This is a genomic window from Tepidimonas sp. (assembly GCF_029335975.1).
Classification (GTDB): domain Bacteria; phylum Pseudomonadota; class Gammaproteobacteria; order Burkholderiales; family Burkholderiaceae_C; genus Tepidimonas.
On sequence record NZ_JARJMT020000078.1, the window covers coordinates 16,658 to 32,910 of the forward strand.

Sequence of the window (16,253 nt, forward strand, 5' to 3'; positions counted from 1 at the left end):
AGGGGAGCACACACCATGTTCAAAAAAATCCTGATTGCCAACCGCGGCGAGATCGCCTGCCGCGTCATCGCCACCGCCCGCAAGATGGGCATTGCCACCGTGGCCGTCTATTCCGAGGCCGACCGCGAGGCCCGCCATGTGCGTCTGGCCGACGAGGCAGTGCTGCTGGGCCCGGCGCCCAGCCGCGAGAGCTACCTCTTGGCCGACAAGATCATTGCCGCGGCCAAGGCCACCGGCGCCGAGGCCATTCACCCGGGTTACGGCTTTCTGTCCGAAAACGAGGACTTCGCCCGCCGTGTCGAGGAGGAGGGCCTGGTCTTCATCGGACCGAAGCACCACAGCATCGCGGCCATGGGCGACAAGATCGCCTCCAAAAAACTGGCCCAGGAGGCCGGCGTGAGCACCATTCCCGGCTGGAATGACCCGATCGAGTCCGCCGAGCAGGCGGTGGAGATTGCGCGCGGCATCGGCTACCCCGTGATGATCAAGGCCAGCGCCGGCGGCGGCGGCAAGGGGCTGCGCGTGGCCTTCAACGACAAGGAGGCGCTGGAGGGCTTCACCTCGTGCCGAAACGAGGCGCGCAACAGCTTTGGCGATGATCGCGTCTTCATCGAGAAGTTCGTCGAGCAGCCGCGGCACATCGAAATCCAGGTGCTGGGCGACGCGCACGGCAATGTGATCTACCTGAACGAGCGCGAATGCTCCATCCAGCGCCGCCACCAAAAGGTGATCGAGGAGGCACCCAGCCCCTTCATCAGCGAGGCCACGCGCCGCGCCATGGGTGAGCAAGCCGTGGCCCTGGCCAAAGCGGTGCAGTACCAGAGCGCTGGCACGGTGGAGTTCGTGGTCGGCAAAAACCAGGATTTCTATTTCCTGGAAATGAACACCCGGTTGCAGGTGGAACATCCGGTCACCGAATGCATCACCGGGCTGGATCTGGTGGAGCTCATGATCCGCGTGGCCGCTGGGGAGAAACTGCCCCTGACGCAAGCCGACGTCAAGCGCGAAGGCTGGGCCATCGAGTGCCGCATCAACGCCGAAGACCCGCTGCGCAACTTTCTGCCCAGTACGGGCCGCCTGGTGCGATTCACCCCGCCCAAAGAGACCATGTGGCAGGCCGATACCGTGCACCGCTACGGCGTGCGGGTAGATACCGGGGTGTTCGAAGGCGGCGAAATCCCGATGTATTACGACTCGATGATCGCCAAGCTCATCGTGCACGGCAAGGACCGCACGGAGGCCATCGCCAAGATGCGTGAGGCGCTCAACGGCTTTGTCATTCGGGGCATTCACAGCAACATTCCCTTCCAGTCGGCGCTGCTGGCGCATCCCGACTTTGTCTCGGGCCAGTTCAACACCGGCTTCATTGCGCAGCACTATGGCAGCGGCTTCCGGCCCGAGGATGTGCCCCACGAAGACCCCGACTTCCTGATCGCCCTGGCCGCCTTCGTGCGCCGCAAGAGCCGCGAGCGCGCCACGGGCCTCAGCGGTCAGTTGCCTGGCTACGGTGTCAAGGTGGGCAAGGACTACACCGTGATTGCCCTGGCGGCCGATGGCCAGCACCGCTACATCCCAGTGCATGTGGATGAATTCGTGGGGGAAACCGGCTACGCCAGCGTACTGGTGGGGCAGGGCGAGGCGGCACGGCGCTACAAAATCACCTCCGCGTCGCGCCTGAACGACATCGTCATCACCGGCGAAGTCAACGGCCAGCCTTTCACCGCCCAGATGGAGCGCGGTTCGGCCAAGAATCCGCTGGCCCTGGTCGTGCAACACAACGGCACCCGGCTGGAGGCCATGGTCGTTTCGCCCCGCATGGCAGAACTGCATCGCCTCATGCCCTTCAAGGCCCCGCCGGACATGAGCCGCTACGTGCTCTCGCCCATGCCGGGCCTGTTGGTGGACGTGGCTGTGCAGCCGGGCCAGCGCGTGCAGGCGGGCGAGCGGGTGGCCGTCATCGAAGCCATGAAAATGGAAAACGTGCTATTCGCCGCGGCCGACGGCGTGGTGGCCAAGGTGCTGGCCAGCAAAGGCGAGTCACTGGTCGTGGACCAGCCCATCGTGGAGTTCGAACGATGACAGGCCGCGTGCGACCGTTCAACGTCCTGGGTGTCCAACAAATTGCCATCGGCGGGCCAGACAAGGCCCGGCTGCGCCGCTTGTGGGTGGACTTGTTCGGGCTGGAGGTGACCGGCACCTTCGTCAGCGAGCGCGAGAACGTGGACGAAGACATATGCGCCATCGGCGCCGGTGCGTTCAAAGTCGAGGTGGATCTGATGCAACCACTCGACCCGGACAAAAAGCCCGCTGTGCACGTCACGCCGTTGAACCATGTGGGCCTGTGGGTGGATGATCTGCCGGGCGCTGTCGAATGGCTCAGCGCCCAAGGCGTGCGCTTTGCGCCCGGTGGCATCCGCCGGGGGGCTGCAGGCTTTGACATCTGCTTCATTCATCCCAAGGGCAACGAGGAGTTTCCCGTGGGCGGGGAGGGCGTGTTGATCGAGCTGGTGCAAGCCCCGCCTGAAGTGATCCAGGCTTATCGAGCGCTGGCGGCCGACCCGTCGGCGGTGCGGGCGCTCGATTAGGGAGAGGTGGTGCGGGCTGCGCGCGCCTTCGCGATGGCTGCCTCGATCAAAGCGCGCTTGCGCTCGAGGACGGCCGGGTCGGTGTGCTTGGACTGGGCTGGCAGATCGGCCAGCTTGGCTTCGGCCTTGTGCAAACGGCGCTCGGCCTGCTCGTCGGCCTCGCGGGCGAGCCGGGCCAGGCGGGCTTCATAGCGGGTGCGCGCTTGCTTAGCCTGTTGGGGCGACCAGGCAGCCCAGCCCCGTCGCTCACCGCTGACGGGGACCATGGCAATGCAGTCTACCGGGCACACCGGGACGCACAGCTCGCACCCCGTGCAGTAGGGCTCGATGACGGTGTGCATGCGCTTGTGCGCACCGACGATGGCATCGGTTGGGCAGGCTTTGATGCACAAGGTGCAGCCGATGCACCAGGTCTCATCGATGACGGCCACACCCAGCGGCCCCTCAGTGCCATAGGCAGGATTCAGGGGCTTTGGTGCGCGGCCGGTCAGTGCAGCCAGCCGGCGCACACCTTCTTCACCCCCCGGCGGACAGCGGTCGATATCGGCCTCGCCACGGGCAATGGCCTCGGCGTAGCGGCGGCAATCGGGATAGCCGCAGCGCGTGCACTGCGTCTGCGGCAGAGCGGCATCGATGCGGTCGGCCAGCGTCGCGGCGCTGGCGCATCGCCCCTCTGCGCTCATGCCCCCGGTTCGGTCTTGCGACGAGGGCCGCGCACCAGTGCCGGCTCGTCACGGCGGATGGCCGCGGCCATCAAATCGGCCTCGGCCTGGGCGGCGGCCAGATCGGCCCCACCCGTCTGCGGTTGGTGCGCCAGGATGAAGTCCCGCACCACGGGGTAGACCTTCTCGCGCCAGCGCCGCCCACTGAAGATGCCGTAATGGCCGGCCCCCGCGACTTCGAAGTGCTGCTGCTCGCGGGGCTCGATCCCGGTACACAGGTCATGTGCCGCTCGCGTCTGACCGCTGCCCGAGATGTCGTCCAGTTCGCCTTCGACCGTCAGCAGGCCGGTGTTCCGAATGTCTTGCGGGCGCACACGCTCCAGTGTGCCGTCCGGCGCCCGCACGTCCCAGGTGCCGTGCACCAGTTTGAACTCTTGGAACACCGTGCGGATGGTCTCTAGGTAATAGTTGGCATCCATGTCCAACACCGCGTTGTACTCGTCGTAAAACTGGCGGTGAGCTTCCGCGCTCTCGTTGTCACCCTGGACCAAGTGCTTGAAATAGTCGTAGTGGCTGTTGACATGGCGATCCGGGTTCATCGCAATGAAGCCGGCATGTTGCAAAAATCCCGGATAGACGCGCCGCCCCTCGCCCGGGAAGCCCGCAGGCACCCGGTAAATCACGTTATTTTCAAACCACGAGTAGCTGCGCCGCAGCGCCAAATTGTTCACTGCAGTGGGAGATCGACGCGCGTCGATCGGTCCGCCCATCATGATCATGGACAGCGGGGTCTTCTCGCCACGGCTGGCCATCAGCGACACGGCCGCCAACACCGGCACCGTGGGCTGGCACACGCTCATCACATGGCAGTTGCCATATTGCCGTTGCAGGTAGCGGATAAACTCCTGCACATAGTTGACATAGTCGTCCAGGTGGAATTCGCCCTCACTCAGGGGTACGAGACGGGCGTTCTTCCAGTCGGTGATGTAGACCTTGTGGTCGCGCAGCATGGTGCGCACCGTATCGCGCAGCAGCGTCGCGTAGTGTCCCGATAGCGGCGCGACGATCAGCACCACCGGCTGCTCCTTGAGGCGCAGCAGCGTTTGGGGGTCGTCGCAGTATCGCTTGAAGCGGCGCAGCTCGCAAAAGGGTTTGTTGATCTCCACCCGCTCGTGGACCGCGACATGCACCCCGTCGATGTCCACGCTGCGGATGCTGAACTCAGGCTTTTCGTAGTCTTTGCCCAGGCGGTGCAGCAGGTCGTAGGCGGCTGCGACGCGCTGCGAAAACGGCGTCTGCGCCAAGGGCGAAGCGGGATTGGCAAACAGCTTGGCCGCCACCAGCGCGAAGGCGGAGAACGGCTCGATCAAAGCCCGCTGGGCCTCGTATAGGTGATAGAGCATGGCATCGGTGGTCTATGTTGCAGTGCAACAAATATAACACGAAGCCACCTTTCACGCCATGCGGTCGAATCCCGAGGCCGCGTCGCCTCGGGGACAGCCATGCGGATCAGAGGACGGCTGCGATCGACCGGCAGACGTCGTCGATGTTGCGGCTGTTGAGGGCAGCCACGCACATGCGGCCTGTGTCGGTGCCGTAGACGCCAAACTCGGTGCGCAAACGCACCATTTGTTCTTGGGTCAGCCCGGAGTAGCTGAACATACCAATCTGCTGAGTGATGAAAGACATATCCTGCCGCACGCCCGCGGCGCGCAATCCATCCACCAGCCGCTGGCGCATCGCCTTGATGCGGGTGCGCATGTCGCCCAGCTCCTGTTCCCATAACGCGCGCAGCTCAGGCGTGTTGAGCACCTGCGCCACCACGGCGGCGCCGTGTGTGGGGGGGTTGGAGTAGTTGGTGCGCACGACGATCTTCAGTTGCGACAGCACGCGGTCGGCCTCGTCCTTATTGGCACACACCACCGACAGCGCGCCGACGCGCTCGCCATACAGGCTAAAGCTCTTGGAGAACGACGTGGAGACGAACACATCCAGTCCAGCCGCGACGAACTTACCCACCGCCGCACCGTCTTCGACGATGCCGTGGCCAAAGCCCTGGTAGGCCATGTCGAGGAAGGGTACCAGGCCGCGCTCGCGCACCACGTCTACGATGGCGTCCCACTGCTCGGGCGTTAGGTCGTAGCCGGTGGGGTTGTGGCAGCAGGCGTGCAGCACGACGATGGTGCCCGCTTCAGCCGCGCGCAGGCTGGCCAGCATGCCTTCCATGTTCACGCCGCGCCTGGCCGCGTCGTAGTAGGCATAGGTATCCACTGCAAAGCCAGCGTGGGCAAACAGGGCCCGGTGGTTCTCCCAGCTCGGGTCGCTGATCAGCACCTTGGCAGCCGGGGTGAGCTTTTTCAAAAAGTCGGCGCCAATCTTCAGGCCGCCCGTGCCGCCCAGCGCTTGTACCGTGGCCACTCGGCCGCTGCGCACCGCCTCGCTATCGGCGCCAAATACCAGGGCCTTGACCGCGTTGACGTAAGCCGGCATGCCGTCGATGGGCAAATAGCCGCGGGGGCTGGGCTTTTCCATCAGGCGCTGCTCGGCCGCCCGCACACATTCCAGCAGCGGCAGCTTGCCGGCATCGTCGTAGTACACACCAACGCCCAAGTTGACCTTGTTGGGCCGGGTGTCCGCGGCAAACTGTTCGTTCAGGCCCAAGATGGGGTCGCGAGGAGCCATTTCGACGGCGGAGAAGAGCGACATGTGCGATCCTTGAGAGGCAATTGGATAATGTGAAATTTTAGCCGGGGGCTCGCCCTCGATCCGCCGCCATGACCACCGAGACGATCGTCGATGCCGCCACGCGCGACAGCCATGCTACCCCTGGGACGTTTGTGACCTTTCCAGGTTCACCGTTCGAGCTGTATCAGCCCTATCCGCCAGCCGGCGATCAGCCACAAGCCATCGCCCGGCTGGTCGAGGGCGTGCAAGATGGTGAGGCCTTCCAGACCCTGCTGGGAGTGACGGGCTCAGGCAAAACCTTCACCATGGCCAATGTGATCGCGCGACTGGGGCGGCCAGCCATCGTATTCGCCCCCAACAAGACGCTCGCCGCGCAGCTCTACAGCGAATTCCGCGAGTTCTTTCCAAAAAACGCGGTCGAATACTTTGTCAGCTATTACGACTACTACCAGCCCGAGGCCTATGTGCCGCAGCGCGATCTGTATATCGAAAAAGACAGCGCGATCAACGAGCACATCGAGCAGATGCGCCTGTCCTGCACCAAAAGTCTGCTGGAGCGGCGTGACGTCGTCATCGTTGCTACCGTTAGCGCCATCTACGGCATCGGCAAGCCGGAAAACTATCACCGAATGATCCTGACCCTGCGCACCGGCGACCGATTGGGGCAGCGCGACATCATCGCGCAGTTGGTGCGTATGCAGTATCAGCGCAACGAGCAAGAGTTCGTGCGCGGCAAATTCCGCGTGCGCGGCGACACCATCGATGTCTTCCCCGCCGAGCATTCCGAGCTGGCGGTACGCATCGAGCTCTTCGATGACGAGGTGGAGTCGCTGGCGCTGTTCGATCCGCTGACCGGGCGTATCCGGCACAAGCTGCCGCGCTTTACCATCTACCCCAGCAGCCATTATGTGACCCCGCGCGAGCAGGTTCTGCAGGCGGTGGAAGGCATCAAGCAAGAGCTTGACGCGCGACTTAAAGAGTTGGTCGGCCTGGGCAAGCTGCTCGAGGCCCAGCGGCTGGAGCAGCGCACCCGCTTTGATCTGGAGATGCTGGTCGAGGTGGGGCACTGCAAAGGCATCGAGAACTATACGCGCCATCTGTCGGGTGCGGCGCCGGGCGAGCCTCCGAGCACGCTCACCGACTATCTGCCGCGCGATGCGCTGATGTTCCTCGACGAAAGCCACGTAATGATCGGCCAGCTCGGTGGCATGTACAACGGCGACCGCTCGCGCAAGACCACCCTGGTGGAATACGGCTTTCGCCTGCCGAGCGCCTTGGACAACCGGCCCCTGAAGTTCGAGGAGTTCGAGCAGCGCATGCGGCAGGTGATCTTCGTCTCGGCCACGCCGGGGGAATATGAGCTGCGCCGTTCCTCCCAGGTGGTGGAGCAGGTGGTACGGCCCACCGGCCTCGTCGATCCGGTGGTGGAGGTGCGCCCCGCCACCCATCAGGTGGACGACGTGTTGCAGGAGATCCGCCTGCGCGTCGACCGCGACGAGCGCGTACTGGTGACGACGCTGACCAAGCGCATGGCCGAGCAACTGACCGATTACCTGAGCGAAAACGGCGTGCGCGTGCGCTACCTGCACTCCGATGTGGACACCGTCGAGCGGGTGGAGATCATCCGCGACTTACGCCTGGGCGCCTTCGACGTGCTGGTGGGCATCAACCTGCTGCGCGAGGGGCTGGACATCCCGGAGGTGTCGCTGGTGGCGATTTTGGATGCAGACAAGGAGGGCTTTTTGCGCGCCGAGCGCAGCCTCATCCAAACCATCGGCCGCGCCGCCCGCCACCTCAACGGCATGGCCATTTTGTACGCCGACACCATCACCGACTCGATGCGCCGCGCCATCGACGAGACCGAGCGTCGCCGAGCCAAGCAACTCGCCCACAATGCCGCCCATGGGATAAGGCCGCGCGGCGTGAACAAGCGCATCAAAGACCTCATCGACGGTGTCGTCAGCGACAAAGCGGCCGAGCAGGCGCAGCGCCAGGCCGAGGTGCGCCAAGCCACGGCCTGGGTCCATGACATGGATGAAAAAGATCTGGCGCGCGAGATCAAGCGGCTGGAAAAGCAGATGCTGGAGCACGCGCGCAACCTGGAGTTCGAGGCGGCGGCGCGGGTGCGCGACCAGCTTGCTCAGCTCAAGGACCGGGTGCTGGGGGCGCATGGTGGGGAGGCCGCCCTGTGAGCGACAAGCCTCCCCTGTTTGGGGTAGGTCGGTGTGCGGATGGTTTCGCCACAATAGGGGTCATGTCATCGGACATCGTGCGGATCTACCTCATCGAGGACGATCGGTCCATCCTGCGCTTCGTCGAAGAGGCATTGAAACAACGGCCCGAATGGCGTCTGGTCGGGTATTCGGATACCTTCGCCCATGCCGAAGTCATGGCCCCCAACAGTCTGGCCGATGTATTTTTGGTCGATCTCGGCTTGCCCGATGGCTCCGGGGAAGACATGCTGCGGCTGCTGGCCAGTGCAAAGCCCGACGCCGAGCTTTTGGTCTTCACCGTTTTCGGTGACGAATCTCGCCTGATTCGGGCTCTGCAGCGGGGAGCCACCGGCTATGTGCTCAAAGGCTGCACCGAGCGCGAGTTGATCGAGGCGATCGAGCAGATCCGCGAAGGGGGCGCGCCGATCTCCCCACTGCTGGCGCGCATGCTGCTCAAGCAGTTTCGCGCGGCTGAATCCAACGGAAGTGCCCGAGGCGGCCCCGAAGCTCGCGCGCCAGTGCTCTCGGAGCGCGAAACCGAGGTCCTGCGCCTCGTGGCGCAAGGCTATGTCAACAAAGAGATCGCCCAACGCCTGAACATCGGCGTGGCAACGGTCAGCACCCACATCAAAAATCTCTACCGCAAGCTGGCGGTGCGCACCCGCGTGCAGGTGGTGCGGGCCGCGCAAGCGCGGGGACTGCTGTGAGCGGCTCGACCGAGCTGCCGCCGCGCCCACGCAGCCAACGCAGCGATCGAGTCTGGCTGTGGGTGGGGGGCGTGTTGCTGATTTTGCTGGTCGTCTTGTACCGCGTCTCGCTGCCCGCCACCCTGCCGGGGGTTGTCCATCTGTACCGCGCCACCGCCACCCTGCCGCTCGACCCTCAAACACCCGCACGCGCCGTCTCCCTGCCGCACGTGCTGGATGACGAGGCGCCGGCATGGTGGGGCCGCGTCGACTATGTTCTGCCCTGGCCGCAGGCGCTCGGCGAGACGGCGCCGTCGCCCCAGCGGCTGGCATTGCTGATCCCCCGGGTGGGCATGGGCATGCGGGTGCTTCTCAACGGGGAGGAGGTCTACCGCTTTGGCTGGGAGGCGCCGCAGCAGCGCAGCGTCAACGCAAGCTGGTTCCCGCACCTGGTGTTGCTGCCGCAGCGACTGTTGGCCGAACGTTCCTCCGACAACGAGTTGACGATCCAGGTGCAAGCCCAGGTGCTGGAGCGCAGCGGGCTGTGGCCAGTGTACATCGGCGACGCGGACCAGTTGGTGTCGCGCTACCAGACCCTGCACTTTTGGCAGGTCACCGGCACCTGGATGATGGCCATGGTGTCGTTGCTGACAGGCATCCTGGCCCTCGTCATGTGGCGATCATTGCGCGAGCGTCTGTTTCTGCTGGCAGGGATGGCGTCCTTGGCCCATGCAGTGCGGATGCTGTTGTCGGTCGTGCCGGACTTGCCGCTGCCTTACGACACCTATTTCTTCATCCACCGCGTGTCCTTTAGCGTCTACGCGGGGTTTTTCATTCTGACGGTGGAAGAGCTGTTTGGCGGGCGACTGCGTTGGGTGCGCTGGGCGGCCTGGTCACTGATCGCCGTGGCTCCGTTCTGGATGCTTGGGATTTTGTGGACGCAGGACTACACCTTGTACCGCGTGTGGGCGGGTGCCATGGCCACACTGGCGGGCGCCAGCTTGGTTTGGGCTGTCGTCGACAACAGGCGGCGGCAGCAGTTTTCTGCAGAGCACCGGCTGGTCGTCGTCGTCGCATCGTTTACTCTCATTACGGCGGTGCGCGATTTTCTGGTGGTGCAGCTCAACTTTCCGGGCGATGCCGACCTTCGTTGGACATCGATCGGCGGCTCCGCCCTCATGTTGACCATGGGTTGGGTGTTGGTGGACCGGGCAACGGCCTGGGCGCGCGCAGTGCACCGCCTCAACGATACGCTGGCGCAGACCGTGGCCCAGCGCGAGGCCGAGTTGCGAGCCGCCTTCCAGCGCCTGCAAGCGGTGGAACGGCAGCGGGCAGCCGAAGAGGAGCGCCGCCGCCTGATGCGCGATATGCACGACGGTCTGGGCAGTCAGTTGGTGCAGACCCTCAACATGGTCCGCAGCGCTGGTGCGACCTTGGAGCGAACTTGCGTCGAGGCCATGCTCACCCAGGCCCTGGACGAGCTGCGGCTGACGCTCGACTCGTTCGAACCCATGGAAGGGGATTTGCCCGCCATTCTTGGGACGCTGCGCCGCCGGCTCGGGCCAGCCCTGGAAGCGGCGGGCATCGAGCTGCGCTGGGAGGTGCAAGACGTCCCCCCCGTTCAGGCGCTGGACTCGCGTGGCGTCATGCACCTGTTTCGCTGTCTGCAGGAGATTTTTGCCAACGTCGTCAAGCACGCCAGGGCCCGGCGCATCACGGTGAGTACCCGGCTGCGCGATGAGCACATCGTTTTATCGATCGAGGACGACGGGGTCGGTATGCCGCCAGAAATCCGTCAGACCGAAGGACGCGGGCTGCGCAACGTGCTGACACGAGCGGCCAAGATCGGCGCCGATGTCCGCTTCTACGATGCCCATCCCGGCACAGGGGTCGAACTGGTGTTCTTCGTCCACGGCCCGACGCTGGAGTCAGACAGCGATTGGCAGCAGTATGACGCTTGAGGCGATATACCCGACAAAAAAACTCGACTTTTGGTATACTCTACTAAAATGCTCGGGAATCAAGGGTTCCCTGTGTCGTCAAGGTCCACCAGGAGTCTGCCATGCGTCTGACCACCAAAGGCCGCTTCGCCGTCACGGCGATGATCGATCTGGCACTGCGCCAAGCCAGCGGTCCCGTTACCCTGGCAGCCATCAGCCAGCGCCAACACATTTCCCTGTCGTACTTGGAGCAATTGTTCGGCCGCTTGCGTCGTCATCATTTGGTCGAGTCCACGCGCGGCCCGGGCGGCGGCTATACCCTGGGTCGGCGTGCGTCCGAGATCACCGTAGCAGACATTATTTTGTCCGTGGATGAACCCATCGATGCCACCCAATGCGGCGGTAAAAAAAACTGCCATGGCGACGGGCAACGCTGCATGACGCACGACTTGTGGTCGGAACTCAATGAGCGGATGGTGGAGTTCCTGCGTTCTGTGACCTTGCAAAAACTCGTGGACGATCAGCTGGCCAAGGGCGTGGCGGTCGAGCCACCGCCGTCCATCAAACGGGCTATCTCGCCAACGCCGGTGGTGCAGCCGATCCGAGTCAATGCCCCCAATTCGGTGTTTGCGCTGGCCGCCGCCGTCGCCAAGTAATCATCGCCCCCGAGCCCATCTCCAGGAGCCCCTGATGAGCCATACGCCCCATTTCCCGGTCTACATGGACTACAGCGCCACCACGCCTGTCGATCCCCGCGTGGTTGACAAGATGGTGCCCTGGCTGTACGAGCATTTTGGCAACCCCGCCTCACGCAGCCACGCTTGGGGGTGGGAGGCCGAGAAGGCGGTCGAAACCGCCCGCGAGCAGGTCGCCGACCTCATTGGCGCGGATCCGCGCGAGATCGTCTGGACCAGTGGCGCGACCGAGTCCAACAACCTTGCCCTGAAGGGGGCTGCCCACTTCTACCAAGGCAGAGGTCGTCACATCATCACCGTCAAGACCGAGCACAAGGCCGTGCTCGACACCTGCCGCCACCTGGAGCGCGAAGGCTTTGAGGTTACCTATTTGGATGTGAACCCGGATGGCCTGCTGGACCTGGATGCCTTGCGCGACGCCATCCGGCCCGACACGATTCTGGCCAGCGTCATGTTCGTGAACAACGAAATTGGCGTCATCCAAGACATCGATGCGATCGGGCGCATCTGCCGCGAAAAGGGGGTCATCTTCCATGTCGATGCGGCGCAGGCCACCGGCAAGCTGCCCATCGACCTGGCCACGCTGCCCGTGGATCTGATGAGCCTGGCCTCGCACAAGACATACGGCCCCAAGGGCATAGGCGCACTGTATGTGCGGCGCAAGCCTCGCGTGCGGCTGGAAGCCCAGATGCACGGCGGCGGCCACGAGCGCGGCCTGCGCTCAGGCACGCTCGCCACCCACCAGTGCGTGGGCATGGGCGAAGCCTTCGCGATCGCGAAGGCCGAAATGGCCACCGAGCTGCCGCGCATTCAGCGCCTGCACGACCGGCTGCTCGCCGGGCTGAGCCAGATCGAGCAGTCTTTCATCAACGGCCATCCCACGCGGCGCGTGCCGCACAACCTGAACATGAGCTTCAACTTCGTCGAAGGCGAGTCGCTCATCATGGGCATCAAAGGCGTGGCAGTCTCCAGCGGGTCGGCCTGCACCTCCGCCAGCCTGGAGCCCAGCTATGTACTGCGTGCCCTGGGCCGCAGCGACGAGCTGGCCCACAGCAGCTTGCGCATGACGATCGGCCGCTGGACCACCGAGGAGCAGGTGGACTATGCCATCGCCGCCATCAAGGCCAATGTCGAGAAACTGCGCGAACTCTCCCCGCTGTGGGAAATGTACAAAGAAGGCATCGATCTCAACACCATCCAATGGGCCGCGCACTGACGCGATACTCAACTCTCCAGGAGAACGCACCATGGCATACAGCAACAAGGTCATCGACCACTATGAGAACCCGCGCAATGTCGGCAGTTTCGATAAAAGCGACGAAAACGTCGGCACAGGTATGGTCGGCGCACCTGCCTGCGGCGACGTCATGAAGCTGCAGATCAAGGTCAACCCTGCCACTGGCGTCATCGAGGACGCACGCTTCAAAACCTACGGCTGCGGCTCGGCCATTGCCTCCAGCTCGCTCGTGACCGAATGGGTCAAAGGCAAGACACTGGACGAAGCAGCGCAGATCAAGAACAGCCAGATCGCCGAAGAGCTGGCATTGCCGCCGGTGAAGATACACTGTTCCATCCTAGCGGAAGACGCCATCAAGGCAGCCGTCGAGGACTACAAAAAGAAGCAAACGGCGACAGCCTGAGCCGATTGTCTGCGCAACCCTCTGTTCTTTCGATCGCTCCCCATGGCCGTGACCATCACTGAAGCTGCCGCACGGCATGTGACCAAATACCTGGCCCGCCGGGGCAAAGGGGTGGGCGTGCGTTTGGGCGTCAAAACCACCGGTTGTTCGGGGTTGGCGTACAAGCTCGAGTACGCCGACGACGTCGCGCCGGAGGATGTGGTGTTCGAAGCCCACGGTGTCAAGGTACTGGTGGACCCCAAGAGTCTGCCCTACATCGATGGCACCGAACTGGACTTCGTGCGCGAAGGGCTCAACGAAGGCTTTAAATTCAATAATCCGAAGGAGCGAGACCGCTGTGGCTGTGGCGAGTCGTTCCGTGTCTGAGGACGGGCCGTCGCTGCAGGACGACGATTTTGCGCTGTTCGGTCTGCCGCGGCGTTTTCAGCTGGATCGATCAGAGCTGGATGCGCGCTGGAAGCAGTTGCAGCGGATGGCGCACCCGGACCGCTTTGCCCACCAGGGCACGGCAGCCCAGCGCATCGCCATGCAGTGGTCGGTTCGGATCAACGAGGCCTACCAGCGTCTGCGCGACCCATTGCGCCGAGCCGCGTACTGGTGCGAGCTGCAGGGGGCGCCCATCGAAGCCGAGTCCAACACCGCCATGCCAGCGAACTTTTTGCAGCAACAAATGCAGTGGCGAGAGGCCTTGGACGACGCCCACACACCCCAAGACATCGAGGCCCTGCTGCAAGCCGTTGAAGCCGAGCGGCGCGAACGTCTCGATGCCCTGGCCGAAGCCATCGATGTGCATGCAGATGCGCAGGCGGCGGTGGTACAGGTGCGTGCGTTGATGTTCATCGAGCGGTTTGCCGACACCCTGCAGGCACGGCTCGACGGCTGAACAACCCTTTCCGAATCCATGGCCTTACTCCAGATTTCTGAGCCGGGCGCCTCGCCCGATCCCCATCAGCGGCGCATCGCCGTCGGCATCGACCTGGGTACCACCCACTCGCTGGTGGCCGCCGTGCGGCATGGCGTTGCCGAATGCTTACCCGATGCGCAGGGGCGGGTGATTTTGCCCAGCGTGGTGCGTTATTTGCCGCAGGGCAGCCAGCCCTCGCGGCAGATCGGCCACGAAGCGCTGGCCGCGCAGGTGGGCGATCCCGCCAACACCATCAGCTCGGTAAAGCGGCTGATGGGGCGCTCGCTGGCCGACATTCAGTCGCAGGGGGTCGCCGCTCGGCTGCCTTATTCGGTGGTCGAAGGGCCAGGTGGGGTGGTGGTGCGCACCGTGGCAGGGGACAAAACCCCGGTCGAAGTCAGCGCTGAAATCCTCGCCGCCCTGCGCCAACGGGCCGAAGACACTTTTGATGCCGAGCTCTACGGCGCGGTCATCACGGTGCCGGCGTATTTCGACGATGCCCAGCGACAGGCCACCAAAGATGCAGCGCGCTTGGCCGGCCTCAACGTGCTGCGCCTGCTCAACGAGCCGACGGCGGCGGCCATCGCGTACGGCTTGGACAACGGCGCCGAGGGGCTCTACCTCGTGTACGACCTTGGCGGCGGCACCTTCGACGTTTCCCTGCTGCGCCTGACGCGCGGCGTGTTCGAGGTCGTGGCCACGGGTGGCGACTCCGCCTTGGGGGGGGACGACTACGACCGCGCCCTGGCCGACTGGGCGCTGGACCGTGTGGCAGCCGGGGCCCAGGTGGCGGCGCTGTCCGCATCTGACCGGGCCGGTTTGCTGGCCGAGTCCCGCCGGGCCAAAGAGGCCCTGAGCGACTGCGCCAACGACCAAACAGTGATACTGCAAGTGCCCACCGCCGCGGGGACCGTGCCGGTCTCGGTGTCGCCGGCGGAATTCGAGTCCGTGACCCGCCCGCTGACCGAGCGCACCTTGGCGGCCGTGCGCCGGGTGCTGCGCGATGCGCGCGTTGCTGCCGATGAGGTGCAGGGCATCGTTCTGGTGGGTGGCTCGACGCGCATGCCGGTGATCCGGCGGGCGGTCGCCCAGGCGTTCGGCCACGAGCCATTGACCAACCTCGACCCCGATCAGGTGGTGGCCCTGGGTGCGGCCATCCAGGCCAATCAACTGGCGGGCAACGACGCCAACGGCGAGCTGTTGCTGCTCGACGTCATTCCGCTGTCGCTGGGCATCGAGACCATGGGCGGGCTGGTTGAGCGCATCGTGCCGCGCAACACCCCCATCCCCACCGCCCGAGCGCAGGATTTCACGACCTACCGGGATGGCCAGACGGCGCTGGCGCTGCACGTGGTGCAGGGCGAACGCGATCTGGTGCAAGACTGTCGCAGCCTGGCGCGCTTCGAGTTGCGCGGCATCCCGCCCATGGCGGCCGGGGCCGCGCGCATCCGCGTTACCTTCACGGTGGACGCCGACGGCCTGCTGACCGTCAGTGCGCGCGAGCAAAGCACCGGTGTCGAAGCCCACACCGATGTCAAGCCGTCGTACGGCCTGACCGACGAACAGATTGCCCGCATGCTGCAGGACAGCTTTGCCACGGCCCAGCAAGACATGCAGGCCCGGGCCCTGGTCGAGGCCCGTGTCGAAGCCGAACGGATGCTGGAGGCGACCCGCAGCGCCTTGGCTGCGGATGGCGACCTGCTGACCGACGAGGAGCGCACGGCCGTGTTAGCCCTTATGTCTGCCGTCGAATCCGCGCGCGCCGGATCGGATGCCGCCGCCATTGACGCCGCGACCGAGGCCTTGGCCAAAGGCACCGAAGATTTCGCCGCGCGCCGCATGAACCGCAGCATTGCCCAGGCCCTGGCGGGCCGGCATGTGGAGAATCTCTGAATGCCCACGATCACCGTTTTGCCCCACCCCGAGTACTGCCCGCAAGGCGCCACCCTCCATGCCCCCACCGGCACCAGCTTGTGCGAGGCGCTGCTCGATCACGATATTGAAATCGAGCATGCATGCGAAATGAGCTGTGCCTGTACCACTTGCCACGTCATCGTGCGCCAGGGCTTCGAGTCGCTGAGCGAAGCCACGGAAGAGGAAGAAGACATGCTCGACAAGGCCTGGGGGCTGGAGCCCCAATCGCGGCTCAGTTGTCAGGCGCGGCTGGGCACACACGACGTCACGGTCGAGATTCCGCGCTACTCCATCAACCACGCTCGCGAGCGGCACTGAGGCTGGGGCCC

15 protein-coding genes are annotated in these 16,253 nt (G+C 64.5%); 12 read left to right on the plus strand and 3 right to left on the minus strand.

Annotated features, from left to right (window positions below):
* The first annotated feature begins 15 nt into the window (after positions 1-15).
* Positions 16-2,079, plus strand: coding sequence for an acetyl-CoA carboxylase biotin carboxylase subunit (accC, locus tag P3W97_RS04370; RefSeq protein WP_300844135.1), 2,064 nt, complete (start codon positions 16-18; stop codon positions 2,077-2,079).
* A complete protein-coding gene (locus P3W97_RS04375) occupies positions 2,076-2,585 on the plus strand; it encodes a VOC family protein (protein WP_300844137.1) in 510 nt (169 codons plus the stop codon). Before accC ends, P3W97_RS04375 begins: the two co-directional genes overlap by 4 nt.
* On the opposite strand, the gene rsxB is transcribed toward P3W97_RS04375, so the two are convergent.
* From rsxB to P3W97_RS04390, 3 genes are all read right to left on the minus strand, one after another.
* Positions 2,582-3,268: an electron transport complex subunit RsxB gene (rsxB, locus tag P3W97_RS04380; RefSeq protein WP_300844139.1), complete on the minus strand. Its 687-nt coding sequence runs from the start codon at positions 3,266-3,268 to the stop codon at positions 2,582-2,584. The two genes, P3W97_RS04375 and rsxB, sit on opposite strands and share 4 nt — an antisense overlap.
* Positions 3,265-4,650 (minus strand): polyhydroxyalkanoate depolymerase, encoded by a 1,386-nt coding sequence (locus P3W97_RS04385; RefSeq protein WP_300844141.1) that lies wholly within the window; start codon positions 4,648-4,650, stop codon positions 3,265-3,267. The genes rsxB and P3W97_RS04385 overlap by 4 nt, the downstream gene beginning before the upstream one ends.
* Before the next feature lie 106 nt (positions 4,651-4,756).
* Positions 4,757-5,953 carry an amino acid aminotransferase gene (locus tag P3W97_RS04390; protein ID WP_300844143.1) on the minus strand — a complete coding sequence of 399 codons (1,197 nt, stop codon included), beginning with the start codon at positions 5,951-5,953 and terminating at the stop codon, positions 4,757-4,759.
* A 68-nt stretch (positions 5,954-6,021) separates the two neighbouring features.
* On the opposite strand from P3W97_RS04390, the gene uvrB reads away from it, so the two are divergent.
* The 10 genes from uvrB (at position 6,022) to fdx (ending at position 16,242) form a co-directional block, all read left to right on the plus strand.
* Positions 6,022-8,124, plus strand: coding sequence for an excinuclease ABC subunit UvrB (gene uvrB, locus P3W97_RS04395; protein ID WP_300844145.1), 2,103 nt, complete (start codon positions 6,022-6,024; stop codon positions 8,122-8,124).
* A gap of 62 nt (positions 8,125-8,186) precedes the next feature.
* Positions 8,187-8,852 (plus strand): response regulator transcription factor, encoded by a 666-nt coding sequence (locus tag P3W97_RS04400; RefSeq protein WP_300844147.1) that lies wholly within the window; start codon positions 8,187-8,189, stop codon positions 8,850-8,852.
* Complete coding sequence (locus tag P3W97_RS04405; RefSeq protein ID WP_300844149.1) at positions 8,849-10,792, plus strand: ATP-binding protein; 1,944 nt, start codon at positions 8,849-8,851, stop codon at positions 10,790-10,792. Before P3W97_RS04400 ends, P3W97_RS04405 begins: the two co-directional genes overlap by 4 nt.
* A 101-nt stretch (positions 10,793-10,893) precedes the next feature.
* The gene (gene iscR / locus P3W97_RS04410; protein WP_300844151.1) at positions 10,894-11,427 is read left to right on the plus strand and encodes a Fe-S cluster assembly transcriptional regulator IscR; all 534 of its coding nucleotides are present in this window, start codon (positions 10,894-10,896) and stop codon (positions 11,425-11,427) included.
* Between the two features lie 34 nt (positions 11,428-11,461).
* Entirely contained in the window at positions 11,462-12,682 is a 1,221-nt protein-coding gene (locus tag P3W97_RS04415; protein ID WP_300844153.1) for an IscS subfamily cysteine desulfurase, read from the plus strand.
* Between the two features lie 31 nt (positions 12,683-12,713).
* Positions 12,714-13,106 (plus strand): Fe-S cluster assembly scaffold IscU, encoded by a 393-nt coding sequence (gene iscU / locus P3W97_RS04420; protein ID WP_300844155.1) that lies wholly within the window; start codon positions 12,714-12,716, stop codon positions 13,104-13,106.
* Between the two features lie 42 nt (positions 13,107-13,148).
* Positions 13,149-13,472 carry an iron-sulfur cluster assembly protein IscA gene (gene iscA / locus P3W97_RS04425; RefSeq protein ID WP_300844157.1) on the plus strand — a complete coding sequence of 108 codons (324 nt, stop codon included), beginning with the start codon at positions 13,149-13,151 and terminating at the stop codon, positions 13,470-13,472.
* The gene (hscB, locus tag P3W97_RS04430) at positions 13,465-13,989 is read left to right on the plus strand and encodes a Fe-S protein assembly co-chaperone HscB (RefSeq protein ID WP_300844159.1); all 525 of its coding nucleotides are present in this window, start codon (positions 13,465-13,467) and stop codon (positions 13,987-13,989) included. The genes iscA and hscB overlap by 8 nt, the downstream gene beginning before the upstream one ends.
* Before the next feature lie 18 nt (positions 13,990-14,007).
* Positions 14,008-15,903, plus strand: coding sequence for a Fe-S protein assembly chaperone HscA (gene hscA / locus P3W97_RS04435; RefSeq protein ID WP_300844161.1), 1,896 nt, complete (start codon positions 14,008-14,010; stop codon positions 15,901-15,903).
* On the plus strand, positions 15,904-16,242 hold the full coding sequence (gene fdx / locus P3W97_RS04440) for an ISC system 2Fe-2S type ferredoxin (RefSeq protein WP_300844163.1): 339 nt from the start codon (positions 15,904-15,906) through the stop codon (positions 16,240-16,242).
* Positions 16,243-16,253 lie beyond the last annotated feature (11 nt).

Bases quoted from the DNA above. Each gene is read 5' to 3' on its own strand.
- accC (WP_300844135.1), top strand. From the start codon at position 16: ATGTTCAAAAAAATCCTGATTGCCAACCGCGGCGAGATCGCCTGCCGC.
- P3W97_RS04375 (WP_300844137.1), top strand. From the start codon at position 2,076: ATGACAGGCCGCGTGCGACCGTTCAACGTCCTGGGTGTCCAACAAATT.
- rsxB (WP_300844139.1), bottom strand. From the start codon at position 3,268: ATGAGCGCAGAGGGGCGATGCGCCAGCGCCGCGACGCTGGCCGACCGC.
- P3W97_RS04385 (WP_300844141.1), bottom strand. From the start codon at position 4,650: ATGCTCTATCACCTATACGAGGCCCAGCGGGCTTTGATCGAGCCGTTC.
- P3W97_RS04390 (WP_300844143.1), bottom strand. From the start codon at position 5,953: ATGTCGCTCTTCTCCGCCGTCGAAATGGCTCCTCGCGACCCCATCTTG.
- uvrB (WP_300844145.1), top strand. From the start codon at position 6,022: ATGACCACCGAGACGATCGTCGATGCCGCCACGCGCGACAGCCATGCT.
- P3W97_RS04400 (WP_300844147.1), top strand. From the start codon at position 8,187: ATGTCATCGGACATCGTGCGGATCTACCTCATCGAGGACGATCGGTCC.
- iscR (WP_300844151.1), top strand. From the start codon at position 10,894: ATGCGTCTGACCACCAAAGGCCGCTTCGCCGTCACGGCGATGATCGAT.
- P3W97_RS04415 (WP_300844153.1), top strand. From the start codon at position 11,462: ATGAGCCATACGCCCCATTTCCCGGTCTACATGGACTACAGCGCCACC.
- iscU (WP_300844155.1), top strand. From the start codon at position 12,714: ATGGCATACAGCAACAAGGTCATCGACCACTATGAGAACCCGCGCAAT.
- iscA (WP_300844157.1), top strand. From the start codon at position 13,149: ATGGCCGTGACCATCACTGAAGCTGCCGCACGGCATGTGACCAAATAC.
- hscA (WP_300844161.1), top strand. From the start codon at position 14,008: ATGGCCTTACTCCAGATTTCTGAGCCGGGCGCCTCGCCCGATCCCCAT.
- fdx (WP_300844163.1), top strand. From the start codon at position 15,904: ATGCCCACGATCACCGTTTTGCCCCACCCCGAGTACTGCCCGCAAGGC.